Annotated in this window: 18 protein-coding genes; 13 read left to right on the top strand and 5 right to left on the bottom strand. The window is 50.9% G+C overall.

The annotated features are described in order from the left end of the window. Window positions 1-50 precede the first annotated feature (50 nt). From DEV76_RS21185 to ftsZ, 11 genes are all read left to right on the top strand, one after another. The gene (locus tag DEV76_RS21185; protein WP_232827013.1) at window positions 51-422 is read left to right on the top strand and encodes an FtsL-like putative cell division protein; all 372 of its coding nucleotides are present in this window, start codon (window positions 51-53) and stop codon (window positions 420-422) included. A 37-nt stretch (window positions 423-459) separates the two neighbouring features. Then, a complete protein-coding gene (locus DEV76_RS21180) occupies window positions 460-2,562 on the top strand; it encodes a penicillin-binding protein (RefSeq protein WP_109699947.1) in 2,103 nt (700 codons plus the stop codon). A 7-nt stretch (window positions 2,563-2,569) separates the two neighbouring features. Further along, complete coding sequence (locus tag DEV76_RS21175; protein WP_109699946.1) at window positions 2,570-4,036, top strand: UDP-N-acetylmuramoyl-L-alanyl-D-glutamate--2,6-diaminopimelate ligase; 1,467 nt, start codon at window positions 2,570-2,572, stop codon at window positions 4,034-4,036. A gap of 17 nt (window positions 4,037-4,053) precedes the next feature. Then, window positions 4,054-5,304, top strand: coding sequence for a phospho-N-acetylmuramoyl-pentapeptide-transferase (mraY, locus tag DEV76_RS21170; protein ID WP_109699945.1), 1,251 nt, complete (start codon window positions 4,054-4,056; stop codon window positions 5,302-5,304). Between the two features lie 7 nt (window positions 5,305-5,311). After that, window positions 5,312-6,655 carry a UDP-N-acetylmuramoyl-L-alanine--D-glutamate ligase gene (gene murD, locus DEV76_RS21165; RefSeq protein WP_109699944.1) on the top strand — a complete coding sequence of 448 codons (1,344 nt, stop codon included), beginning with the start codon at window positions 5,312-5,314 and terminating at the stop codon, window positions 6,653-6,655. Between the two features lie 18 nt (window positions 6,656-6,673). Then, window positions 6,674-7,840, top strand: coding sequence for an FtsW/RodA/SpoVE family cell cycle protein (locus DEV76_RS21160; protein WP_109699943.1), 1,167 nt, complete (start codon window positions 6,674-6,676; stop codon window positions 7,838-7,840). Between the two features lie 18 nt (window positions 7,841-7,858). Further along, complete coding sequence (murG, locus tag DEV76_RS21155) at window positions 7,859-8,953, top strand: undecaprenyldiphospho-muramoylpentapeptide beta-N-acetylglucosaminyltransferase (protein WP_109699942.1); 1,095 nt, start codon at window positions 7,859-7,861, stop codon at window positions 8,951-8,953. A 4-nt stretch (window positions 8,954-8,957) separates the two neighbouring features. Continuing rightward, the gene (gene murC / locus DEV76_RS21150; RefSeq protein WP_109699941.1) at window positions 8,958-10,316 is read left to right on the top strand and encodes a UDP-N-acetylmuramate--L-alanine ligase; all 1,359 of its coding nucleotides are present in this window, start codon (window positions 8,958-8,960) and stop codon (window positions 10,314-10,316) included. A 15-nt stretch (window positions 10,317-10,331) separates the two neighbouring features. Next, window positions 10,332-11,372: a cell division protein FtsQ/DivIB gene (locus DEV76_RS21145; protein WP_109699940.1), complete on the top strand. Its 1,041-nt coding sequence runs from the start codon at window positions 10,332-10,334 to the stop codon at window positions 11,370-11,372. A gap of 15 nt (window positions 11,373-11,387) precedes the next feature. Next, the gene (gene ftsA / locus DEV76_RS21140; RefSeq protein WP_109699939.1) at window positions 11,388-12,797 is read left to right on the top strand and encodes a cell division protein FtsA; all 1,410 of its coding nucleotides are present in this window, start codon (window positions 11,388-11,390) and stop codon (window positions 12,795-12,797) included. Window positions 12,798-12,905: 108 nt separating this feature from the next. Further along, window positions 12,906-14,630, top strand: a complete 1,725-nt coding sequence (gene ftsZ / locus DEV76_RS21135; protein ID WP_109699938.1) for a cell division protein FtsZ — start codon at window positions 12,906-12,908, stop codon at window positions 14,628-14,630. 101 nt (window positions 14,631-14,731) lie between these two features. On the opposite strand, the gene DEV76_RS21130 is transcribed toward ftsZ, so the two are convergent. The 3 genes from DEV76_RS21130 to DEV76_RS21120 form a co-directional block, all read right to left on the bottom strand. Then, window positions 14,732-16,471: a DUF4091 domain-containing protein gene (locus tag DEV76_RS21130; protein ID WP_109699937.1), complete on the bottom strand. Its 1,740-nt coding sequence runs from the start codon at window positions 16,469-16,471 to the stop codon at window positions 14,732-14,734. Between the two features lie 64 nt (window positions 16,472-16,535). Continuing rightward, window positions 16,536-18,503 (bottom strand): KUP/HAK/KT family potassium transporter, encoded by a 1,968-nt coding sequence (locus tag DEV76_RS21125; RefSeq protein WP_109699936.1) that lies wholly within the window; start codon window positions 18,501-18,503, stop codon window positions 16,536-16,538. Between the two features lie 203 nt (window positions 18,504-18,706). Then, a complete protein-coding gene (locus DEV76_RS21120; RefSeq protein WP_109699935.1) occupies window positions 18,707-20,257 on the bottom strand; it encodes an OmpA family protein in 1,551 nt (516 codons plus the stop codon). A gap of 236 nt (window positions 20,258-20,493) precedes the next feature. On the opposite strand from DEV76_RS21120, the gene DEV76_RS21115 reads away from it, so the two are divergent. Both DEV76_RS21115 and recJ read left to right on the top strand, forming a co-directional pair. Further along, complete coding sequence (locus DEV76_RS21115; protein WP_109699934.1) at window positions 20,494-21,459, top strand: polyprenyl synthetase family protein; 966 nt, start codon at window positions 20,494-20,496, stop codon at window positions 21,457-21,459. A gap of 116 nt (window positions 21,460-21,575) precedes the next feature. Next, entirely contained in the window at window positions 21,576-23,282 is a 1,707-nt protein-coding gene (gene recJ, locus DEV76_RS21110) for a single-stranded-DNA-specific exonuclease RecJ (RefSeq protein WP_109699933.1), read from the top strand. A 59-nt stretch (window positions 23,283-23,341) separates the two neighbouring features. Here recJ and DEV76_RS21105 read toward each other — a convergent pair whose 3' ends face one another. Both DEV76_RS21105 and htpG read right to left on the bottom strand, forming a co-directional pair. Next, entirely contained in the window at window positions 23,342-24,145 is an 804-nt protein-coding gene (locus DEV76_RS21105; protein WP_198652153.1) for a carboxylesterase family protein, read from the bottom strand. A gap of 243 nt (window positions 24,146-24,388) precedes the next feature. Next, a complete protein-coding gene (htpG, locus tag DEV76_RS21100) occupies window positions 24,389-26,212 on the bottom strand; it encodes a molecular chaperone HtpG (protein ID WP_109699932.1) in 1,824 nt (607 codons plus the stop codon). Window positions 26,213-26,371: the final 159 nt, after the last annotated feature.

The raw sequence follows: 26,371 nt of genomic DNA, 5'->3' as shown, positions 1-26,371 counted from the left end.
TTTACCGAACAACATTGTCAGCATCATCAATTCGTTAAACACGTAAAGGTTTGCAGGAAGAAGTAAAAGACATATCAGCGGAAATACCGCAGGAAAGCATACCGGCAGAGCCCCGGAAGGAATGGCGGCTGCGGATCAATTATAAAATGATCACCGGCAACCTTCCCTTCATCCTCTTCCTTGCCGTGGTGGCACTGGTGTATATCGCCAATAACCACCTCGCCGAAAAGAAGATCATCCGGATCAACCGCCTCAGCCGGCAGATCAAGGAACTGAAATGGGAATACCTGAGCGTGAAAAGTGACCTGATGTTCCGCAGCAAACTGAGCGAAGTGAGCAAGGCCGTAGAGCCCCTGGGACTGAAAGAACTCAGCACCCCGCCCCAAAGGATCGAAACTGCTGCACCAAACAACGAGCAATAAAATTAACACACACCGATACTGACATCTAACCCGGCAAATGGAGATTAAGAAAGATATATTATGGCGGTCGTATTTATGCCTTATAGGCATGGGTATCTTCGCCGTCGCCATTATCGGCAGGGTTGTTTTCCTCCAGCAGGTGGAAGGTACCTACTGGCGTAATATGTCGGACAGTCTCCATACCGCATACATGGACCTCGATGCAGACCGCGGCACCATCTACTCCGAAGAAGGCCGCATGCTCTCCACCTCCATCCCCTACTTCGATATCCGTATAGATTTTAAAGCAGACGGTCTGCAGGATAATAAGAAGAACATCTTCAAAGAGAACGTGGATTCCCTTTCCCATGCCCTCGCCAACCTGTTCATGGACCGCCCGGCAGCAGAGTATAAGAAACTCCTGCACGAAGGGTTCAGGGAAAAAGACCGCTACTTCCTCCTCAAACGTGATATCCGGTTCGACCAGTACCAGCAGCTGCGCACCTTCCCCATGTTCCGCCTCGGCCGCAACAAAGGCGGGATGATCGTGGAAACGAAGAACAAAAGGATCAACCCTTTCAAGCTGCTCGCGAACCGTACCATCGGCCTGGCCCGTACCAACTCACAGAATGTGGGTCTTGAAAATACCTACGATGCTTACCTCAGCGGCGTAACCGGTAAACGCCTCATGCGCCGCATCGCCGGCGGTACCTATATGCCCGTGGAAGGATACGACATCGAGCCTGAAAACGGCAAAGACGTGATCACCACCCTCGACGTAAACATGCAGGACATCGTGGAAACCGCCCTTATGCGCATGATGATCCAGAACGAATGTGTGCACGGCACCGCCATCCTCATGGAAGTGAAAACAGGGAAAGTGAAAGCCATTGCTAACCTGGGCCGCCAGCCCGATGGCAACTACTGGGAAGACATGAACCATGCTATTCAGAAAGGCGAGCCGGGCTCTACTTTCAAACTGGCTACCATGATTGCCCTGCTGGAAGACGGATACATCACTCCCAATACCATGGTGGATCTGAATTACGGCCGCTGGCCCATCAATCGCCGGGTAGTATATGATTCCGAACCGCATCACCTTACCACCGTAACCGTCAAACACGCATTCGAGCGCAGCTCCAACGTAGCGATGGCCAAGCTGGTATATCAATACTATCAGAAAAGACCGAACGATTTCTCTGCCCGCCTCCGCAAACTGCAGCTCGACAAGCCTACCGGCATCGACCTTGTTGGGGAAAGCACCCCGCAGATAAAAACTACGGCCAACAAAAGCTGGAGCGCCACCACCCTTCCGTGGATGGCTTTTGGCTATGAGGTAACACAAACACCGCTTCACACCGCCATGCTGTACAATGCAGTAGCCAACGGCGGCAAAATGATGAAGCCCTACCTCGTGAACAGCATCCGTGAATACGGGCAACCGGTGAAAACCTTCGAGCCTGTGGTGCTGATGGACAGCATCTGCTCCAACCGCACCCTTACCGCAGTACAGGATATGCTCGAAGGGGTTGTACTGAAAGGTACCGCCGCCAAATTGCAGACGCCTTACTACCGCTTTGCCGGTAAAACCGGCACAGCATTGATCGCTGACGGTAAAAGAGGATATGCTGATAAAATTTACCAGTCGTCGTTTGCAGGGTACTTCCCGGCAGACGATCCGCAATATACCTGTGTGGTGGTAATCCGGAACAAGCCCCATGCCGCCAAATTCTATGGCGGCTCCGTGGCAGGACCGGTTTTCCGTGAAGTGGCAGACAAACTGTATGCCCTCGCCGTGAAAAAGCCCCGCCACCTTGCCGGTAACAGCGGGCTGGATTCCATGATGGCCATGAAAGGCGGTAAAGGCAGCGAATGGAAGAGCGTTGCCGCAACACTGGGTCTGCCTTACAACGGTACCCTCACCAGCAGCAACTGGGTAGTTGCCGATGTGAAGGGCAACAAACTGGCCTTTGAACCGGTGAAACAACAAAGCGGTACCGTACCTGATGTAAAAGGTATGGGACTGAAAGATGCGCTTTACCTGCTCGAAAATGCAGGGCTGCGCGTAGTGATCCGCGGAGCGGGAAAAGTGACGGCACAGTCGCTGCCCGGCGGAACCAATATTGGGAAAGAACAAACGATCATTATAGAACTGAGTTGATTTTGAAATGAAGACGCTGCGGGACATATTATACCAGGTTCAGATCCTGGACGTACATGGCAATAACGACATTGCCATTCATGCGTTACATATCGACTCACGCCAGGTGAAGCCGGGTGATGCTTTTATTGCGATACGCGGAGTGGCCGCCGACGGGCATGCCTATATCTCCAAAGCAGTAGCGCAGGGAGCAATGGCCGTTGTATGTGAGGAACTCCCGGAAGTGATGGCTGCAGATGTTTGTTACGTACTGGTTGCCAACAGCCACCAGGCTGCCGGCGTTATGGCGGGCAACTTCTACGACAATCCTTCGCGGAAGCTGAAGCTGGTTGGTGTTACGGGGACCAATGGTAAAACCACCGTTGCAACCCTCCTCTTCCGACTTTACACCGGAATGGGGCACCACTGCGGGCTGCTCTCCACCGTGCAGAACCAGATCGGTGAGCGCATCGTTCCTGCCACCCATACTACTCCTGACCCCGTGAACCTCAATGCTTTGCTGGCAGACATGGTGAACGACGGCTGTACCTACGCCTTCATGGAAGTAAGCTCCCACGCCATCCACCAGCAGCGTATAGCAGGACTGCAATTCGCCGGTGGCATTTTTACGAACATTACACACGACCATCTTGATTATCACAAGACGTTCGATGAATATATCAAGGTAAAGAAATCGTTTTTCGACAACCTGCCTAATAACGCTTTCGCGCTCACTAACCTGGACGATAAGCGCGGCAATGTGATGCTGCAAAACACAAAGGCCCGTAAAGCAACCTACAGTTTGCGCACCATGGCCGAGTTCAAAGGCAAGATCCTTGAAAACAATCTTACCGGGCTGGTCATGCAGGTGGGCAATAAAGATGTTCACTTCCGCCTCATCGGTGAGTTCAATGCGTATAACCTCCTTGCAGTTTACGGCGCTGCCGTGCTGCTGGGTGATGATAAAGACAGTGTACTGGCCACGCTCAGCAACCTGCAGGGCGCCGAAGGCCGGTTTGATTATGTGGTTTCAAAAAACGAACGCATCATCGGTATCGTGGATTATGCCCATACGCCTGATGCGCTTCTGAATGTACTGGCTACCATCAAGAACCTGCGCCAGGGCCATGAGCAGATCATTACTGTGGTGGGCTGCGGGGGCGACCGGGATACTACCAAACGCCCTATCATGGGTGAGGTAGCCGCAGAACATTCTGACAAAGCCATTTTTACGTCGGACAATCCCCGGTCGGAAGATGCGGGCGCCATTATCCGGCAGATGGAAGAAGGGGTGAATGTGACGCAGCGTAAGAAAACGCTCTCCATTGCAGATCGCCACGAGGCCATTAAAACCGCTGTAAGTCTCGCGAAACCGGAGGATATCATCCTCATCGCGGGAAAAGGGCATGAAAAATACCAGGAGATACACGGCGTAAAGCATCCGTTCGATGATAAACAGGTGCTCCGTGAATTACTGGAAATGTTTGATAAATAGAAGATCACGATTATTATATGTTATACTATCTGTTCACTTATCTTAAAAACGAGTTCAACTACACCGGTACCGGTATGTGGCAATTCATCACATTCCGCGTAACCATGGCGTTGTTGCTCTCACTCGTGATCTCCCTCCTGCTGGGCAAGCGTATTGTAAGATACCTGCAACGCAAGCAGATCGGGGAAACCATCCGCGACCTCGGTCTGGCCGGTGAACAAACCAAGAAAGGTACGCCTACCATGGGGGGCCTTATCATTCTTTCTGCCATCGTGATCCCCACCCTGCTGTTTGCAAGGGTGATGAACGTATACATTCTCCTGATCCTCCTCTGTACCATCTGGCTGGGGCTGATCGGGTTTATTGACGATTATATCAAGGTATTTAAGAAGAATAAGGAAGGGCTGGCCGGAAGATTCAAGATCCTCGGACAGGTTGGTCTTGGCCTCATCGTAGGCACCACCCTTTACTTCAATAATAACGTGGTGATGAGCCGTGAGATCATGGATGGCAAGAAGCTGGCGCCTAACGAAAAAGTAGTGAGTAACGAGCGCACTACGGCCGACGGGCACCGGTTTGTGGATGTAAAAACACCGATCACCACCATTCCTTTCGTTAAGAACCACGAGTTCAACTATAGCAAGCTCATTTCCTGGATGGGCCCCGGTGCGGAGAAGTTCACCTTCGTGATCTACATCCTTATCGTGATCATCATTATTACGGCGGTCTCGAATGGTGCGAATATCACAGACGGGCTGGACGGGCTGGCCACCGGTGTGTCTGCCGTAATAGGTGTGTGCCTTGGGATATTCGCTTATATCAGTGGTAACATCCAGTTTGCGGAATACCTCAATATCATGTATATCCCCAACCTCGGCGAGCTGTCGATCTTCATTGCAGCGTTTGTTGGGGCCTGTGTGGGTTTCCTTTGGTATAATGCTTACCCTGCCCAGGTTTTCATGGGCGATACGGGGAGCCTTGCACTGGGAGGTATTATTGCTTCCCTTGCCATTATTGTTAGAAAAGAATTGCTGATCCCGATCTTCTGCGGCGTATTCCTTGTGGAAAACCTCAGCGTGATGATACAGGTGGCATATTTTAAATACACGAAGAAAAAATACGGCGAAGGCCGCCGCGTGTTCCTGATGAGCCCGCTGCACCACCATTACCAGAAACTCGGTTATCACGAAAGTAAGATTGCCGTGCGCTTCTGGATCGTAACGATTATGTGTGTCGTATTTGCCATCGCAACCCTAAAAATGCGTTAACAGGACTATGAATAAACTTGTTATCCTTGGAGCCGGAGAAAGCGGAATTGGTGCAGCCCTGCTGGGAAAAAAGCAGGGTTACGAGGTCTTCGTGTCCGACGGTGGCTTTATCAAAGACCTTTACAAGCAGGAACTGGCTGTGAACAATATCCCCTTCGAAGAGGGGCATCACTCCTGGGACGTGATCCTTGGGGCCGATGAGATCGTGAAGTCTCCCGGCATCCCCGAGAAAACGGAGCTGATGAAAAAGATACGTGAGCGTGGTGTTCGGGTTATATCCGAGATCGAGTTTGCATGGCGCTTCAGTAAAGACAGCAGCAAAATAATTGCCATCACCGGCAGCAACGGCAAAAGCACTACCACTGCCCTCACCCATCACATCTTTAGAACTGCCGGCTTAAACGCCGCGCTGGTTGGAAATATTGGTGTAAGCTACGCTAAGCAGGTAGCCTCAGGACATTCGGATTATTATGTGGTGGAAGTCAGCAGCTTTCAGCTCGATGATATCGTGGATTTCAAACCCAACGTAGCCATCCTGCTCAACATTACCCCGGACCATCTGGACCGGTACGACTATAAAATGGAGAACTATGTGGAGAGCAAATTCCGCATTGCCATGAATCAGACGAAGGAAGATTTTTTTATTTATTGTATAGACGACCCGTTGATACGGGAACATTTAGCAAAGAAACCCATTTATTCTACAACAATACCTTTTAGCATTATGGAACAACTGAAAGAAGGTGGATTCATCGCGAACGACCAGCTGAACATCCAGGTAAAAGAAGAAGAACCGGTAATAATGTCGATGTACGACCTGGCATTAAAAGGTAAGCATAATCTGTATAATTCAATGGCAGCAGGGATAGCAGGCCGCACGATGGATATCCGGAAAGAGAAGATCCGGGAAAGCCTCAGCACGTTCTCCAGCCTGGAACACAGGATGGAATACGTAGCCACCGTGCGCGGAGTGGATTTTATCAACGACAGTAAAGCCACCAACGTGAACAGCGTATGGTTCGCCCTGGAAAGCATGGAACGCCCCGTGATCCTCATCATGGGCGGTGTGGACAAAGGCAACGACTACGACGCTATCCGTGAACTGGTTCGGGAAAAAGTGAAAGCGATCGTTTGTCTGGGTGTGGATAACCGCCCCATTCACGAAGCCCTTTCAAAAGATATGGAGGTGATGGTTAACACGGATAACATGAAGGATGCCGTAGGCCAGGCCTTTAACCTTGCCAGCAAAGGTGATGTGGTATTACTTTCCCCCGCCTGTGCAAGCTTCGACCTCTTCAAGAATTATGAAGAAAGAGGCCGCAGCTTTAAGGATGCGGTGAGAGAACTCTAACAATTAAAAAGGAACAACGTGAACAACTTACTTCAAAAGACGAAAGGCGACAAGGTGATTTGGACGATCGTGTTCTTCCTCTCTGCAGTAAGCTTGTTGGCAGTATACAGTTCCACAGGCTCTTTGGCATACCGCGTTTACAGCGGGCATACGGAATACTACCTGTTCAAACAGTTGTCGGTATTGATCCTCGGGATTCTTATCATCTATTTCGCCCACCGGGTGAATTACACGATATACTCCCGGGTGGCGCAGATCGGATTCTTATTATCCATCCCGCTGCTGATCTATACACTGGCATTCGGCTCCAATCTGAACGATGCGAGCCGCTGGATCAAGCTCCCGGTAATTAACCTGACGTTTCAGACGTCAGATATTGCCAAGCTGGCCCTGTTCATGTACGTAGCGCGACAGCTGTCTAAAAAGCAGTCAACGATAACCGACTTCAGGAAAGGTTTCCTGCCTATCATCCTGCCGGTGGCTATCATTTGCGCGCTGATTATGCCCGCAAATATGTCTACCGCCCTGTTGCTGGGCGCCAGCTGTATGCTGTTATGCTTCATAGGCCGTGTGCCGCTGAAGTACCTGGCAGGGATGGTAGTAGCAGGCATTGTGCTGGTGGTACTGATGTTTGGCGTTGCGAAGCTCACGGGAATGGAAGGCCGTACTAAAACATGGCTGAACCGTATCGAGAGTTTCACAGCGAAAGAAGCGCATGAAGAGCCTTACCAGGTGCAGCAGGCGAAGATCGGAATTGTGAATGGCGGACTGCTTGGAAAGGGCCCCGGAAACAGTACGGCGAGAAATTTTCTCCCGCACCCGTATTCCGATTTTATTTTTGCGATAATTCTTGAAGAGTATGGTATCTTTGGCGCCTTTTTGGTGATGGGCGCATACCTCATTTTACTCCTCAGAAGTATCCGGATTTTTAAGAATTGTCCGTATGCCTTTGGTGCATTCCTGGCCCTGGGCCTGAGCGTAACGCTGGTGATACAGGCACTGATGCATATGGCCGTGAACGTGAATCTTTTACCGGTAACGGGGCTAACGCTGCCGCTGGTAAGTATGGGCGGATCGTCGGTGATATTCACCAGTTTGTCTATCGGTATCATCCTCAGTGTATCACGGCATGTGGAAGAAGCGGAAAATAAACTAGCGGAAGCTGCCCCGGCAGTGGCCGCATAAATATATAAACTGAATTATTTGGCACACAAGATTATCATAGCAGGCGGAGGAACAGGGGGGCACATCTTCCCGGCCATCGCCATTGCCAACGCCATCCGCAAGATCGAAGCGGATGCGGAGATTCTTTTTGTGGGTGCCAAAGGAAAAATGGAAATGGAGAAGGTGCCCCAGGCAGGGTATCCTATCGAAGGGCTTGAGATCGCCGGTTTCAACCGCAGCAATATTTTTAAAAATATCCTGCTGCCTTTCAAATTGCTGAAGAGCCTGCGCGATGCACGCAACATCCTCCGCCGCTTCCAGCCCGATGCGGTGGTAGGCGTTGGTGGCTACGCCAGCTTCCCCATTCTCCGGAAAGCACAGAAAATGGGCATTCCCACCCTCATACAGGAACAAAATTCCTATGCGGGCAAAAGCAATAAGATCCTCGGCAGGAAAGCCAATGTTATCTGCGTTGGTTATGAAGGAATGGAATCCTTCTTCCCTGCCGACAAAATATTATACACCGGCAATCCCGTACGCGGGTCCATCACGCAGAGCGCTGTAGCGAAAGACGAAGCGATTCGCCACTTCGGACTCATGATGGGCAAACCCACGTTGTTTGCCGTAGGTGGCAGCCTCGGAGCTAAGTCTATCAACGAAGCCCTCCTGCCCCACCTCGCGGATTTCGTGAATAAAGACATTCAGCTGATCTGGCAAACCGGTAAGCTGTATTACGATACCGCCAAAGCTGCTGCAGCACCTTTTGCCACGCATGTGAAAGTATATGACTTCATTAACGTCATGGACTTTGCATACAAAGCAGCCGATGCCGTTATCTCCCGCGCAGGCGCTCTCGCTATCGCGGAGTTATGCGTTGTAAAGAAACCCGTGATCTTCGTACCCTATCCTTTTGCGGCAGAAGACCACCAGACTAAAAACGCAGAAAGCCTTGTGCATAAAAATGCCGCATTGCTGATTGCAGATAATGAAGCAGGCGCCAAACTGGCTAACGAAGCTTTAAGCCTCGTACAGAATAAAGCGCTGATGCAGCAACTTGAAACTAACATTGCCCCCCTGGGCAATAAAAACGCAGATATGACCATCGCCCGTGCAGTGCTCGGGCTGATAAAATAACAGGATGGATTTGAATTCATTACATAGGATCTATTTTGTAGGCATCGGAGGCATCGGTATGTCGGCCATCGCCCGGTACTTCCATGAAAAGGGAGCTATCGTGAGCGGGTACGACCGTACCTCCACCCAACTTACGCAACAACTGGAAGCGGAAGGCATCCGCATTCATTATACGGAAGACCTGGCGCAGATAGACCGGGAGGCAGGCCTCGTGGTTTACACGCCCGCCATCCCCGCTACGCAAAAGGAACTCGTTTACTACCGCGAAAACGGATACGAAGTGGTGAAACGCAGCGATGTACTGCAGGAAATCACCCGTGCCCTTTTCGCTATCACCGTAGCAGGTACCCATGGTAAAACCACCGTTTCCACCATGATCGCTCACCTGCTGCGCGACTCAGGTTATGGCTGCAATGCCTTCCTCGGTGGGGTAAGCGCTAACTATGGAAAGAATTTCTGGTCGAGCGAAAAGCAGGTGGCAGTTATAGAAGCTGATGAATACGACCGCAGCTTCCTGAAGCTCAGTCCGGATATTGCCGTGCTGACTGCCATGGACCCCGACCATCTCGATATTTACGGTACTGCCGAAGAAGTAGAAAAAGCCTTTATTCAGTATACCGCCAACATTAAGCCCAACGGCACATTGCTGGTGAAACACGGCCTGCATCGCGGATCGGAGCTGAAAGGGGACAACCGTCTCAACTACAGCCTGCAAAATGATGCTGCCGACATCTACGCTACCAACATCCGGATGGATGACGGAGGCTATGAGTTTGATGTGATCCAGCAGGATTGGATGATCGACAATGTGCAGCTCCGCATCGGCGGTATGCATAATGTGGAAAATGCCGTAGCCGCTATTGGTGTGGCACACATCCTTGGTATCTCCAACGAAAAGATCCGTAACGCCGTAGCGTCTTTCAAAGGCATAAGGCGCAGGTTTGAATACCTGGTGAAGAACGACCGGCATGTGTATATCGATGATTATGCGCATCACCCTGAGGAGCTGCGGGCACTGATCACCAGCGCCAAATCGTTGTTCAGCGGAAAGAAATGTACCGTCATCTTCCAGCCGCACCTCTTCAGCCGCACGCGAGATTTCGCGGACGGGTTTGGAGAAACGCTATCGCTGGCCGATGAAGTGATCCTCCTGCCCATCTACCCTGCGCGCGAATTGCCTATAGAAGGCGTTACCACGCAGATGATAGCAGACAGAATCAAAGGACCGGAAGTACATATTATGGATCGCGATGCAGTACCGGCATGGTTGCAGCAAAACCATGCACAACTGCTCATCACGGCAGGTGCGGGAGATATTGACCTGCTGCGGGAACCTTTAAAAGATATTATAAACAAACAATAACAATATTCATTCACTATGCAACCGACAACAAAAACGGCTATTAAGCGCATCGCTACCGTCCTCCTCTGGGGAGGCGTGCTGGCGGGCTTTGCCGTATTGCTGGCGGCGGCGGTGAATGATAAGGAAAAAGCCAAGTGCAAAGGTATCCGCGTTTCCCTTCGGGGCGATGACCGGAATGCTTTTGTAGATGTGAAAGACGTAAAAGCACTTATTACGGCCGACAAATCCCTCAACCCCACGGGCAAGCCCATCAGCCAGGTTAGCCTGGCCCAGCTGGAGAAGATCGTGGAAAGGGATCCCTGGATCAGGTCGGCACAGCTCTTTATCGATAATAACCAGCTGCTGCAGGTGGAAGTGGAACAGCGCGATCCCCTCGCCCGTGTATTCACTTTTTCCGGCAACAGCTTTTACCTCGATGGAGACGGTGAGCGTATCCCTGTATCTGACAGGTATTCTGCAAGAGTACCCGTGTTCACCAACTTCCCTGCTGATGCTGTGAAGCTGCGCAGTGAAGACAGCCTGCTGTTCGCCCAAATGCGTGATATGGCGGCATTCATTGCTACCGACACGTTCTGGAATGCGCAGGTAGAGCAGGTGGTAATCACGGAAGACAGGAAGTTCGAGTTTATCCCGAAGCTCGGCGACCATATTGTTTATTTCGGAGAAGGAACGGATGTGGCCAACAAATTTGCCAGGCTGCTTGTCTTTTACAAGGAAGGACTGAGCAAGGCAGGATGGAATACCTACACCCGGCTTAATGTAGCGTTCAGGGATCAGGTGATCGGGACGAGAAGAGATGGGAAGAGCGCACCTCCACCGCCCATGTACAAAGATTCGTCAGCAGCAGATATTGCGGCACAGGACGATGATGATCATGCCGCACCGGCGGCTACTGTGGCGGCCCCACCATCCAAACCGGCGGAAAGAAATCCGGATAAGAAACCGGTGAAGACCGCTGCAAAACCAGCCCCGAAGAAAACGCCGAAGCCGGCAACCGGCGACAGGCAAAAGCCTCGGGCAATATATCAGAAACCTAATCAACGTAATCGCAACTAAAAACAATAAAGAACCATGAATCAGGAAGCTCCCATCATTGTAGGTCTCGACATTGGAACCACGAAGATAGCAGCCATCGCAGGAAGGAAGAATGAATACGGGAAATTGGAAATCCTCGGATTCGGGAAAGCCCCATCGTTCGGTGTACAGCACGGTATGGTGCTGAATATCGATCAGACTATCAAGGCCATCAGACAGGCACTGGAAAACTGCTATGCATCCAATCCAAACCTCGAGATTAACGAGGTATATGTCGGCATCGCAGGCCATCATATCAAAAGTTTGCAAACCCGCGGAGACATTGTACGGAGCGACACCGATGCAGAAATCTCCCAGAAAGACATTGACCAGCTGATCAACGATCAGTATAAAACGGTTATCCCTGCCAGCGATCAGATCATTGACGTGATCCCCCAGCAGTATATCGTGGACGCACTGCAGAACATTATTTATCCTATCGGGATGAGTGGTGTGAAAGTGGGTGCGAACTTCCACATCATTACCGGTGATAAGAACGCCATCCGCAATATCAACCGCAGCGTGGAAAAATCGGGTCTCCGTATCAAGGACCTCGTGCTCCAGCCCCTGGCATCTGCCGCGGCCGTTATGTGCGATATGGACTTCGAAGCCGGCGTTGCGATTGTAGACATCGGTGGTGGTACCACCGACCTGGCTGTTTTCTATGAAGGCGTCCTGAAACACACTGCCGTGATCCCGTACGGTGGCGAAAATATTACCAACGATATCAAGAACGGCCTCGGCGTGCTGAAAACTCAGGCGGAGCAGATGAAGGTTCAGTTCGGTTACGCCCTTGCGGACGAAGCCAAGAACAATGCCTACATCACCATCCCCGGTCTTCGCGGCCAAAGCCCGAAAGAGATCTCCGTGAAAAACCTGGCCCATATCATCCAGGCGCGTATGAGCGAGATCCTCGACTTCGTGGTATACCATCTGAAACAGATCGGTATGGACAATAAGATGCTCAATGGCGGTATCATCCTCACCGGAGGCGGTTCGCAGCTGAAGCATCTCATCCAGCTGACAGAATACACTACCGGCGTGAGCGCCCGTATCGGTTACCCGAATGAGCACCTCGCCAGCGGTCATACCGACGAGCTGACGAAGCCCATGTATGCCACCTGCGTTGGTCTTATCCTCAAAGGTTATAACGACTATGAGAACGACCTCCGCGCGATGGAAGACAATTACGTAAAAATCAATACCAGCTACTTCGCCAAAGAAAGAGTGGCCCGCCAGGCCGAGTCTGCCGAAGAGTGGATGGATGAAGAAGCAGAAGAAGAAACTGCGGATGCACGCCAGGACCGTAAGGCCCGTGAGCGTAACGCATCACTGAAAGGATTCCTGGACAGGATGAAAACAAAGATCATCGACATGTTCACAGAAGAAGAAGACGCCAAACTGTAAGGGTTTCGGCTTGATTGTTGCGATTTAATTACGTTCATATAAAAAACGATCAAAGTAGCGTAGGATACGGTACACCACTAATACTAACCCATATAAAGAGCTAGAGTCATGATACATTTTGATCTTCCAAAGGAAAAATCTTCCATCATCAAGGTGATAGGCATTGGTGGCGGAGGAAGCAATGCGGTGAACCATATGTTCAGTCAGAACATTGAGGGGGTGAACTTCATTATCTGCAATACCGACGCACAGGCTATTGCAAACAGCCCTGTACCTAACAAGGTACAGCTGGGCCCGCACCTGACGCAGGGACTGGGAGCCGGCGCCAATCCACGGATTGGTGAGCAGGCAACGGAAGAATCTTTTGAAGAAATCAAAAAAATACTGGAGGTGAACACCAAGATGGCGTTCATCACCGCAGGCATGGGCGGCGGCACCGGCACCGGAGGCGCTCCCATTATTGCCAAAATATGTAAGGAACTGGGCATCCTCACCGTGGGCATTGTTACCACTCCCTTCTCTTATGAAGGTAAAAAGAGAATGCTGCAGGCCGAAGAAGGCATCAACCGTCTGAAAGATTACGTTGATACCCTGCTGATCATTTCCAATGACAAACTCCGCCAGAAGTTCGGCGACCTTAAATTTAAGGCTGCCTTCGAAAAAGCGGATAATGTACTGGCTACTGCAGCTAAGTGTATCACAGATGTAATTAACTCTACCGGCCAGATCAATGTCGATTTCGCCGATGTATGCACCGTTATGCGCAATGGCGGCGTGGCTATCCTCGGATCTGCCCTCGCTGAAGGCGAAAACCGTGCACAGAGAGCTATCGAAGATGCACTTACTTCACCCCTGCTGAACGACAACGATATCCGCGGGGCCAAATGGATCCTTATCAATATCTCTTCTTCCGAAGGCGATTTCGAACATACACTCGATGAGATGGACATCATCCAGGCCTACGTGCAAAGCATGGCAGGTGAGGATTGCGATGTTATCCTCGGTGTAGGTTACGACCAGACGCTGGAGCGTAACCTGGGTGTTACCATCATTGCCACCGGCTTTGAGCAAAACCCCATCCGCCAAGCTAAGCAACAGGCTGCAGCCGTTGCCGAGCAAAAGGAAGAGCCTAAAATCGTGATGACACTTGGAGGAGACGGTGAAGAGAAAAAGATGCATAACCAGGGTATGCTCTTTACGGATGAGCCGGAAATAATTGATGTGATGGCACCCCGCCTCGTAGAGCCTACGGTTACCCACCCGGCCAGTGCTGCATCCTTTATGCCCCCTGCTCCCCAGCAGCCGGAACGCGAAACCTATACGCTCAACATTGAGCCTGTAGAACCTCCCGCTCCGCAGGCAGTAGTAACAGAGCCGCAACCCGTACAGCAGAAGCCTGCCGCTCCTGCAACCGGTACATCATCCGGTGGTTACCTCAACCGCCCTTCTAACATCTACGTAGAGCCGGTGAGCAACAACAATGTAAACCAGCCCGATGAAATGAAGATGGTTTTCCGGGAAGAAGCAGCGCCTCAGGCTCCCGCTCCTCCCCCGCAGCCACAACAGCTGCACGATGACCAGGCAGATGAACAAAAGAGAAAACAACTGGAGCGCGTAGCCAAACTCCGCAGCATCAGCTTTAACGTGAAGAACATGGATAATAACCAGGAAATCGAGAACATCCCCGCATACCTGCGCAGGAACATCGACCTGGATAACGGCTCCGGCTCTGCCGAGCATTTTTATTCCAGCTACACAATCGGTCAGAACGGTGAAAACCAGACCGAGATAAATACGATTAACACGTTCTTAGACGGGAAAAAGCCTGATTGATGAACAAGATGATATTAGTTTGATTGTTTTTTAGTTGTGTTAAAAAAAATCCTCCGATTCCTCGGAGGATTTTTTTTATCCATTAATTATGTACTGATCACTTACAGGCTGTTGAGTACTGCTGATGCGGTATTCACCATTTCTGCAGCCGATTTCTGTTTCAGTTTATTCCATTCGAACGATTTCAGTATTTTCTCCAGCTGAGGGCCTTTACCTTCTGCTTTCAGGATACGGATCTTCTCGAATGTCTGAATACCTTCTGCCATGCGCTCGAAGCGGATGGAGGAACGGGGGCCGGGATATACGAGGTAGGTATCTCCGGCAGACCAGGCACGGAAGCGGGAATCCTGCAGGGGATCTTTCACCCAGCAGTTATATGCCCAGCGGAGATAGCCATGGAAGTTTTTCCCAGCTGCGAACCAGCCCAGCCATGCAGATTCTGCAGGAGCGGAGAAGGTAAAAGTGTTAGGGAAACCTTCTGTACAGCAGGTATAATAGGTGGTAGGCCAGCCTTTGCTGAATCGCGCTTCGCGCTCTTCAGGCGTAAAGTCCTGCCCGATGGCTACGCAATAATCATAAATATCGTTTACCAGCTCTTTATGGTAGTTACCTGCCAGTGATACTTTAAAGTCTTTATCCACACTGCGGATGAGTTTGATGGCGGCCTGCATGGCTTCCATGGGGCGTTCGTCCATAGCGATGCAGGTAATATCGAACCAGCCTTTTTGTTTCAGGTGCTTCGCGAAATCAACCAGCATGGGGCGCCAGTGGGCGTCGTATTCCGGGGTGCCGGGCTTGGCCACGATGTGGATCATTTTACCTGTGGCTTCATCATTATAGAAGAATTTCAGGTTCCAGGGGATCATGCTGTAACAGGCGATCTGTTTGGTAACGCCGCATTCCATCATGAATTCCACCCATTTGTCGAATTCGGTATAGTCGTAGGTCCAGGAGCCATCGCGCTTCCTGGTCCATTTTACCATATCGCCATAAATATCTTCGGTCTGGCTGTTCCAGGGGTCATAAATGATACTTGTGGTGATCACCTTCTGGCCAACGCCTGCTAATTGGGTCATATAAGGCCGCATAGCGTCGAAATGTTCCTTACTGAAGGGTTTTACGTTATGATAGCGGGACACCGCGTATGGGCTCTGCCAGAGGTCCAGGTGGTATGCCCAGTCTTTGGCATCGGGGAGCGTACGGTTGTTAACGGTAATGTTGTAAGTGAGGGTTTTGATGGCAACGCCCTTGTTGTTCTTAACTGTAACGGTGCCTTTGTAGATACCGGCAGCAGTTTGAGCAGGTACTTTAATGCTGAGCCAAACGGGCCGGGTGGTATTGGCGGCGATGTTCATGGACGTCTTGAAATCGATCGCGTCTGCCACGAGGGAAGAATCATATTCTCCGGGCTTACGGTAACCGCATCCGCCGCCTTCGCTGTTCAGCTCATCGGTCATAACATACCGGAGGAAACCGGTGGAAACTGCTGTTGCAGGGATGGTGTTACCCTTACCGTCAGTAAGTGCTGAGCGGGAGATGGTAACACCGGGCTGTGCCTGGGTGGTGTAAATAACGAACTGTGTGTGGATCTTTTCGTTTTTCCAGCTATGGCCGTTCCAGGAGCTGCTGAGGCTGGAGGCTTCGGGGGCATACAGCTTATCATAGCGTATATCGGCCGTCCCGAACTGAACATGTGTACCGGGCCTGATGGCGCTCCAGGCGGCGGGGTCTACCTTCCGCCAGTCTTTCAGTTCCGTAAAGTCGGATCGGATACCATCCTGTGCCAGTGCAGTAATGGAATATGCCACGAACATGCCGGTGGCTACTAGTTGTCTTATCATAAATGACGAATTGCGTAAGGACGAAGCTCACAATATAGTGCTAGCTTCCCATCCCTGCAACCCGTTAGTCCTCAAATCTGTGCCGGTCGGCCACTCTTTTCAGCTGCAGGTTGGTAACAGGCGCTACCACGAGCGGGAATTTCTCGATGGTCACGTAGCTGGAATCCAGTCCAAAGCCACGCTCCTCCGACAGTCCGATCTTTTTCAGCATGAAATAAATGCGCATGATGATCCTTTCGTGCAGGGGCAGATCATTGTCATGCGAGAGGAATTTTTCCATCACGATAAATTGGAAATCCCCTACCACATTGTTTTTACTGAGGGATTCGTAGCGGCTGGTAATGTTAACCTCCTTATTGCGCACCATATCTTCCACCACCATCCTGAACATGAGGTTAATGCGTTGCTCCACACGGAAACCGAGGCGGAACTCTACACGGATCACTTCGTTGGGGATAATGGTTTGTACGGTGTACTCGCTCATGTAAGGTTCATCCACCACGTCTACATGCACGAACCAGTAAATATCGGCCCGTTTGGGCTTTTTATTGAGGATGGAATAGATGATTTTATGTTCGATCTCCTTGGGATTGTCTGCACTGCTCATGTAAACGAGGTGCGTGGCGTATTTGGGGATGGAGGAGTCGTTACTGAGTTCCTGCAGGATGGGCAGATAATCTTCGAGGCGCACGAATTCCACGTAGCGGTTCTTGATCTTGCGGGACCGGAACCAGGCGTACATGACCATGAAAAGGGCGCCGCCTACGATCACTGTAACGTAACCGCCGTGGGTAAATTTCACGAGGTTAGCGAGGAGGAACGAGAATTCGATGGTGAGGTATACTGCCAGGTACAGCCCTATCCACCACAGCTTCACGCGGCGGGTGTAGAGATAAAAGGCAAAGAGGCAGGACGTCATGAGCATGCAGAGGGTGATGGACAGGCCATATGCCGCTTCCATTCTCGACGACTCCTGAAAAATCAAAACGATGGATACACATCCGACAAACAGCATAATGTTGATGCCGGGTATAAAGAGCTGACCGCGTTGTTCGGTAGGGTAGTTGATTTTAAGCTTGGGCCAGAGGTTGAGGCGCATTGCTTCGGAGATCAGCGTAAACGAGCCGGAGATGAGGGCCTGGGAGGCGATTACGGAAGCGATGGTGGCGATGAGTACCCCGAAGATTACGAACCCTTCCGGCATGATGAGGAAGAAGGGGTTTTCACCGTTCAGCTTCTGACCTGTTTGCGTGAGCAGCCAGGCACCCTGCCCGAGGTAGTTGAGGATGAGGCTGGCCTTTACCCAGATCCAGGAAACGCGGATATTGCCGCGGCCTACGTGCCCCAGGTCGGAATAGAGGGCTTCGGCCCCTGTGGTACAGAGGAAAACAGCTCCTAACAGCAGGAACCCATGGGGATAGAGTGTGAGGAGCTTTACGGCGTAGTACGGGTTGAATGCTTTGAGAACGGAAAGATCGTCTGCGATATGCATGATACCGAGGATGGCGAGCATTCCGAACCAGATCACCATGATGGGGCCGAACAGTTTGCCGATAGATACGGTACCAAACTGTTGCATGAAGAAAAGCGCGGAGATGATCAGCACTACGATCTTCACGATGGTTATTGTACCGAGGTCTTTGAGTACGGGTAGCGTGCGCAGCCCTTCCACGGCAGAAGTCACTGTAATAGGCGGTGTAATAATACCATCGGCGAGGAGGGCGGCCCCTCCTATCATTCCGAAAACGACGGTCCATTTACCGTGCCGCCTGACGAGGGCGTATAGCGAGAAGATACCGCCTTCTCCCTTGTTATCCGCCTTGAGGGTGAGGATAACATATTTTACGGTAGTTTGGAGGGTGAGTGTCCAGATGATGCAGGAGATACCGCCGATAACCAGCAGGTCACTGATTTCGTTGGTTCCTACAATGGCTTTAAACACGTAGAGCGGAGAAGTACCGATATCGCCGTAGATGATACCCAGCGCAACGATGATGCCGGCAAGGGTAGCTTTATTGAAGTCTTTTACCACGCTATAAACAATGTGAAGTTTAGGCTGGTCAAATTTAGTGATAAATAATCAGGATTTGCAAGAAGTAAAAAACGCGTTGTAAATAAAACGGGAACGGGGGGCCGGGGGTTCACAAAAGCAAAAAAAAAGAGGAAGGTAACGGCCATAAAAAAAGAGGCTGCCTGATGAGGCAGCCTCTTTTTTTTATTTACCTAAGCGAGGTATTAGTTAGCGGGATTCAGATCCACGGTACCAGCGTCGCCAGGAGTGTTTTGTTTGATGAAGCGACCGCGGTCGATGCCTTGCTTTTCAGCGAGGTAGTCGATAACAGCGTCTACACGACGGCTGCTGAGGTCAACACCACCTTTCTTGCCTTTGGCACCAGCGTGGCCGGTAACCAGGATGTTGCAGGAAGGGTTAGAGCGGAGGGTGTTAGCTACGCTGCTCAGGATTGCTTCGTTCTCAGAAGAAACTTTAGTAGTGCTTCCTTTGAAAGAAACGCTGGGGAATACCAGGTTAGCGCAGGTAACAGTCGGGATTTTAGAGCAGCACTCAGGATCCGGGCATTTGCCTACACCGTCAGCGTCAACAGGCTGGCAGTAAGTCGGAGTGATGAGTTGTTTGTCTTTGTAATCAGGAACACCGTCACCGTCTGTATCTTTAGCTACACCGTGAGAATCAACGGGAGCACCAGCAGGAGTGTTAGGTTCGCGGTCGAACTGATCGGTTACACCGTCGCCATCAGCATCAGGCAGTACGGGAGCGGGCAGTTTCATACGACGGGGGCTGTTGAGCTCGTTGTAGGCGAAATCCAGGGGATTAACCCACCAGAGTGGTTCAACACGTTTGTTGGGGTTGCCCAGGTTGAAGTTCAGACGAACGCTGGTGTAAGAGAAGAAGTCTTTGCTGTCGTCGAAAGCACCTGCACGGTAGCCGTCCAGATAATCGTCGAAAGGCAGGGTGATTTTCTCTTCGATACCGATGTTAAAGCGTTTGGACACTTTGAACGCGATACCAGTACCCAGATTCAGCGCATGGCGGAGAAGCTGGTTGTCGTCCTGACGGCCGATCTGAACGCGGTTGCCCTGAGAAGGTGCATTGCTTTCATATTTACGGTCGTAGAAGTCTTTCAGATCTTTACGGATGTCTTTCTTCTTACGGGTAAAGTCGATGGAAGAGTAGTTGTAAGCCGCACCTGATTCGTTCAGCGCGTCTACGTCTACGTCAGCCAGCATCAGACCATAACCAGCGAGTACATACCAGTTTACTTTAGGCTGTGCCTTGTAGAACAGGATGTTGCTCAGAGAAGCGATGAAGTCCAGAGAGAGCTGGTGAGTTGCGGTTTTGTAGTTAGGAACGATGTAACCACCGTTTGCAGTTGCTGTAGGATTCCAGGAAACGCCTGCAGGGCCCATGGATTGACCTTTCAGCTGATAGTCCAGACCGTAATCGAAAGAACCGGTATATTCAGCTCTAACAGAGAATGTGTGACCGAGTGCTTTTCTCAGAGAGATACCGCCACCGAAACCGGGAAGAGCGGAAACATCACCCTTAATGAAGTGGTAGCCACCGTGGACACCAAGTTCCCACATGTCGCGGGGTTTTGCGGGGTAGTCAGACTGGTTGTTTCTGAAGCTGTTGAATTGCGCCATACGCTTTGCCGAAACTTTTGAGGAGTCCAGGGCATCATATGTGGGCTTAACCTGCGCAAAACCAGGAGATGCAGCCAGAACGGACATTGCACCTGCCAGTAGTAAGTACTTTTTGCTTGCCATAATTGTTTTTTATTTAAAAACTGTTAAAGATTTTACAATTAACGCGTTTTTTACCAAGCAAAGGTAAAAATCCTAAATGAATATACAAATTTTTCTTGCGATTTTATTTGCATTGATAAGTGCTTCAATATTAAACGCTAATTTAAGGAACATCCAGCTAATGTATACAAATTCGGGGCCAAATTTGCAAAATGTCCGATTTTAGGGCTAGCTTAGCGTACCTTTTTATTTATAGCATGGAGGAAATTAAACAACTGATAGGGAAGGAATTACACGATTTCGAAGGAAAGTTTGCCGAAGCTGTAAAAAGCCATGTTCCTCTGCTGGACCGGATCATGCACTATATCGTAAAGCGTAAGGGCAAACAGATCAGGCCTATGTTCGTGCTCCTCTCCGCACGGCTGTTCAGCGACAGCATCACCGAAAACACATATCGCGCCGCCGCACTGGTAGAGCTCCTGCATACCGCCACCCTCGTGCACGACGATGTGGTCGACGATTCCCTCGAACGCCGTGGATTCTTCTCCATTAACGCCCTGTGGAAGAACAAAATAGCCGTTCTCGTGGGCGACTACCTCCTCTCCAAAGGCCTCCTCCTCTCCGTTACCAATAAAGAATTCCGCAGTCTTGAGATCCTCTCCCAGGCCGTGAAGGAAATGTCTGAAGGCGAACTCCTCCAGATCGAAAAAACACGCAAACTCGATATTAAAGAAGATATCTACTTCGAGATCATCCGCCGTAAAACAGCCTCCCTCCTCGCCTCCGCCTGCGCCGCTGGCGCATGGTCTACCACCGGCAGCGACGAAACTACCGAACAAATGCGCCTCTTCGGCGAAAAAGTAGGCGTGGCTTTCCAGATCAAAGACGACCTCTTTGATTATGGCACCGCCAATATCGGTAAGCCCACCGGCATCGATATCCGCGAAAAGAAAATGACCCTCCCCCTCATCTACACCCTCCAGCACGCTTCGCCCGAAAACCGCCGTAAAATTATCAATATTGTGAAAAATCATAATACTGATAAGGACCGCGTCAACGAAGTCATCGCCATGGTCAATGAAAGCGGCGGCATCGAATACACCCGCGAAAAAATGTTCCAGTACCGCGACGAAGCACTCGCCATCCTCCATACTTTCCCCGACAACGACATCCGCAAAGGCCTCGAATCACTCGTGCGCTTTACGACCGATCGTAAATTCTAACGCCGTTTTCTCCTTTTTCCGGAGAATTTCCCGCTTTTGGCGGAAATACGGCAATCATCATTATATTACAACCGGATGTAGCCAGATCGCGGGACGCTTCCCTATAATACAATTGCATGCAGAAACGCTGGACAGTAAAGAAATATCAACCATCACAGGAGCAACAGCTCCAGGCAGCTTTAAAAATCCACCCCCTCCTTTGCCGATTACTGGTACAAAGAGGTATCACGAAATTTGAAGAAGCCCGCCACTTTTTCCGCCCTTCACTTGACGACCTGCACGATCCCTGGCTCATGAAAGGAATGGACAAAGCAGTTTCCCGGCTGGAAGAAGCATTCTTCCGCCGCGAGAAAATCCTCGTGTATGGTGATTATGATGTGGACGGCACTACTGCCGTAGCCACCGTTTTCGGCTTCCTGCAACAACAGTACGATAATATAGAATTCTATATCCCCCACCGCTACCGCGAAGGGTACGGCATCTCCATGCAGGGCATCGAATATGCCCGCGATAACGACTTCAGCCTTATCATTGCGCTGGACTGCGGCATCAAGTCTGTCGACTACATTGCCCATGCCGCCTCTATCGGTATCGATTTCATTATCTGCGACCACCACCTGCCGGATGCCATCCTTCCACCCGCCGTGGCTATCCTCAATCCAAAACAGGCCGACTGCCCCTACCCTTACAAGGAGCTTTCCGGCTGCGGGATCGGGTTTAAGCTGATCAGTGCCCTCGCTCAAAAGCAAGGTCTCCCTATGGAAGGGGTATATCAGTACCTCGACCTCGTGGCCACCAGTATAGCGGCAGACATTGTTCCCATGACCGGTGAAAACCGTGTACTGGCCTTCCATGGCCTTAAACAGGTGAACGATGCTCCCTCCTCCGGCATTAAAGCCCTGCTCACCCTCAGTAACCTGAAGGAAAAGCTCACCACTTCCAACCTGGTATTTGTAATTGCCCCGCGCGTAAACGCCGCCGGCAGAATGGACGATGCCCGTAAAGCTGTTAACCTCTTCATGGAAAAAGATGAAGAAAAGGCACTGGCCATTGCAGAAATGCTGCATGGCGATAACCAGGAGCGCAAGGGTATCGATATGAGTATTACCCAGGAAGCAGTGAGCATTATCCAGAATGATGCGGCCATGATTGCCCGTAAATCAACCGTGCTTTACCAGCCTCACTGGCATAAAGGCGTGGTAGGTATTGTGGCGTCACGGCTGATTGATAAATATTATTACCGGCCCACCATCATCCTCACCCAGAGTAATGATAAAGTGGCAGGCTCCGCCCGCTCGGTATCCGGCTTCAATGTATATGAAGCCATCCACCAGTGTAAAGACCTCCTCGAAAACTATGGCGGCCACTTCTATGCTGCCGGCATGACCCTCAAGCCCGAAAACGTGCCTGCCTTCCAGGAGCGCTTCGAGGCCGTGGTTTCTGCCACCATTACCCCTGACCTCCTCATTCCCGAGATCGTGATAGATACGGAAGTATGGCTGTCTGACCTCACTCCTGCATTCTATAATATCCTCCGCCAGTTCGAACCCCTGGGGCCGGAAAACCTCCGCCCGGTGTTCATTGCCCGCAATCTGACCGATACCGGATTTTCCCGTATCGTGAAAGATGAGCATATCAAACTTTCTGTACGCCAGCGTAATGGCACGCCGTTTTCAGGTATCGGGTTCTTTATGGCTGATAAATTCGATCTGATTTCCGGCAAAAAACCATTCGATCTCGTATTTACGGTGGAAGAAAACGAATGGAACGGCACTACCACCCTCCAGCTTAAAGCCATCGATATTCGGCCCGCCGGAGCATAACCGCATAAAAAAGCCCCGCCGGCCGTAAGACTGCGGGACTGTTCAGCTATTCTTCGCTTTTATTTCTTTGTATACTGGTTTAGCCAGGTGTACAGTGCGGGGTCATTGTAGGCTTTTGTCCACGAATCGTGCCCGCCGGTCGGATTCTCTGTGTATTTTACGAGCGTACTGCCACAGGCGCGGATGGCGTTCACCATGTCGCGGGAACCCTGTACGTTCACCGTAAGATCGTCGGCATTATGAAAAGCCCATACCGGCATATTCTTCAGCACACAGGCCCTTGAGGGAACTCCGCCGCCACAGATGGGTACCACGGCTGCAAAGCGCTCCGGCTTAAACAGGGCCCAGTCCCACGAACCGTATCCACCCATGCTCAGGCCCGTCAGGTACACGCGCGCCGGGTCTATTCTGTAATCTTTCAATACCTGGTCCAGCAGTATCTCCAGGCTGGGAGAATCCCACCAGCCATTTTCCTTGCACTGGGGCGAAACCACGATGTAAGGAAAATTCGGATCTCTGGCAGCTTTAGCAGCCAGGCCGGCCCTCTTCACCATATTCACATCGCTGCCGCGCTCTCCCACACCATGGAGGAAAATGATCACGGGCCATTTTTTTGCGTCCTTATTATATGTCTCAGGTAATTGCAGGAGGAAGTCAGTAACGCTCTTCGGGCTGCGGACCTTGCGGGCGGTAACACCCGTCTGCTCTGCAGGGCCCGGCGGTGGTACCTTTACGGTATCCTGCGGAACTCCCGGGGCAGGGGCAGGCCGTGGCGCTGCGTCGTTTTCACGGCCACACGCAAAGAGGAAAACGGCAATTGCAATTGTGCCAATCATGCGTATATGCATACTGAAGTGCTTCATTAAAGATACAGTGAGTTTATGGTTTTTCAACGTTCCAAAACAAACAACATCTATACCAAAACCCTTACTGGCAGCGGATTACAACCCAACACAGATGGATATATTATAATTGATGACGGAATCTAATGTGCAAGCAGTTATGCTTCACCGGAGTTAATTTTTCTGCATGCATTAATTCTTCTCTCATAAAAAAAGGCAAAGCACCGGAATGCTTTGCCTTTTATAAATCATAGTACAATCTTTTTACTTTTCCATCAGTTCCACGCTGCGGTTCACGAAAGCTGTGAGGTCTGATCCGGTAAGGAGGCCCTGTGAAAGCAGTGCCAGATCGGCGAGGTTACGCACCTGCTTTTCTGCCAGCACACCATTTCCTTCACCGAGGATGCGCTGGAAGATGGGGTGGTTCGCATTCACGGTCATGGTTACCTCATCGGGCATACCGGCGTACCAAGCTGCAGCGGAGCCGCCCATGGCTGCCATGTCTTTCATCCTGCGCATCAGTTCGCCACGGGTTACAATAACGGGCTGGTCCTGTGCGCCAAGGCCTTTCAGTTCCACTTTCACATGCGGGAGCGCCACCTGTGCACCGAACAGATCCTTCAGCTTACCTTCCTGCTCCTCACTGAGCACGCTCTGCGAGGTGGAATCGGGGTTGATGAGGTTATCGGTAATATCGGCATCTACCCGGGTAAACATCACGTTTTCCCATTTCTGCTCCATGTGATTGATGAAACCGGCATCTACCATCGTTTCCATTTTCACCACTTTGTACCCTCTGGCTTTGGCAGCGGAAATGTAGCTGTCCTGCTGTATGGGGTTGGTAGCGTAAAGGATCACGAGCTTCTCTTCCTTATTGGTTTGGAGTGCAGCTGCAGCAGTACGGTATTCTTCGAGGGTATAAAGGGCGCCGCCGTCGATATCTTCGAGGAGGTGGAATTTATTCGCTTTATCGAGGAACTTGTCTTCGGTCATCATCCCGTATTTCACGAACAGGGCGATATGCTCCCATTTCTCTTCGAAAGATTTACGGTCGGTCCGGAACATTTCATCCAGCTTGTCGGCCACTTTCTTGGTGATGTGGGCATTGATTTTCTTTACGTTAGGATCGCCCTGGAGGTAGCTGCGGCTTACGTTGAGGGGAATATCGGGGGAGTCGATCACGCCATGCAGCAGCATGAGGAACTCGGGTACGATGTTTTTCACCTCATCGGTTACAAAAACCTGGTTGGAGTAGAGGCTGATCTTGTCTTTCTGGATCTCGTAGGTCTTCGTGATCTTGGGGAAGTATAAAATCCCGGTGAGGTTGAAGGGGTAATCTACGTTGAGGTGGATCCAGAAAAGCGGGGGTTCCGCGAAGGGATAGAGTTCTTTATAAAAGGCCTGATAGTCGTCTGCCGTAAGTTCAGACGGCTTTTTAACCCAGGCGGGGGTGGTATTATTGATCTGTTCGTCCTGGAATTTGATGGGAACGGGGAGGAAGCGGCAGAATTTCTCGAGGATGGTGCGGATGCGGTGTTCGTCAAGGAATTCTTCACTTTCTTCGTTGATATGCAATACGATATCTGTACCGCGGGCTTCCTTCTCTGTATCTTCCAGCTGGTATTCGGGGCTGCCGTCGCACTCCCAGCGAACGGGGGTGGCATCAGGCTTCCAGGATTTTGTGAAGATTTCTACCTGGGAGGATACCATGAAGGAGGAGTAGAATCCCAGGCCAAAGTGGCCGATGATGTTGGCGCCATCGCCCTGGCCTTTATATTTCTTCACGAATTCTTCTGCACCGGAGAAGGCTACCTGGTTGATGTATTTATCTACTTCTTCGGCCGTCATGCCTACGCCACGGTCGGAGATGGTGATGGTTTTCTTTTCTTTATCGAGGGAAACGGTAACGGCGATGTCGCCCATTTCGCCTTTAAATTCACCAACGCTGGCCAGGGTTTTAAGTTTCTGGGTAGCGTCTACTGCGTTGCTGACGAGCTCGCGGAGGAAAATGTCATGATCTGAATAGAGGAATTTCTTAATAATGGGGAAAATGTTCTCCGTTTGTACACGTATGGCACCTTTCTGCATATGTTTATCAGTTTTTTAGACGGAGAAACCTTACCAAAGGGTGTGCCACGGGGGGTACGACTGACAAGATGACCGGCCGGCTAAAAATGGAGGGGTTGATTTACAGGCAGTTGCGGGGAATTGGGTGCAGGAGTGCGACAGGTAAGGGATTGGGCTTTA

Source organism: Chitinophaga deserti (assembly GCF_003149455.1).
Taxonomy (GTDB): domain Bacteria; phylum Bacteroidota; class Bacteroidia; order Chitinophagales; family Chitinophagaceae; genus Chitinophaga; species Chitinophaga deserti.
This window is presented reverse-complemented; position numbering and strand designations above follow the sequence as displayed.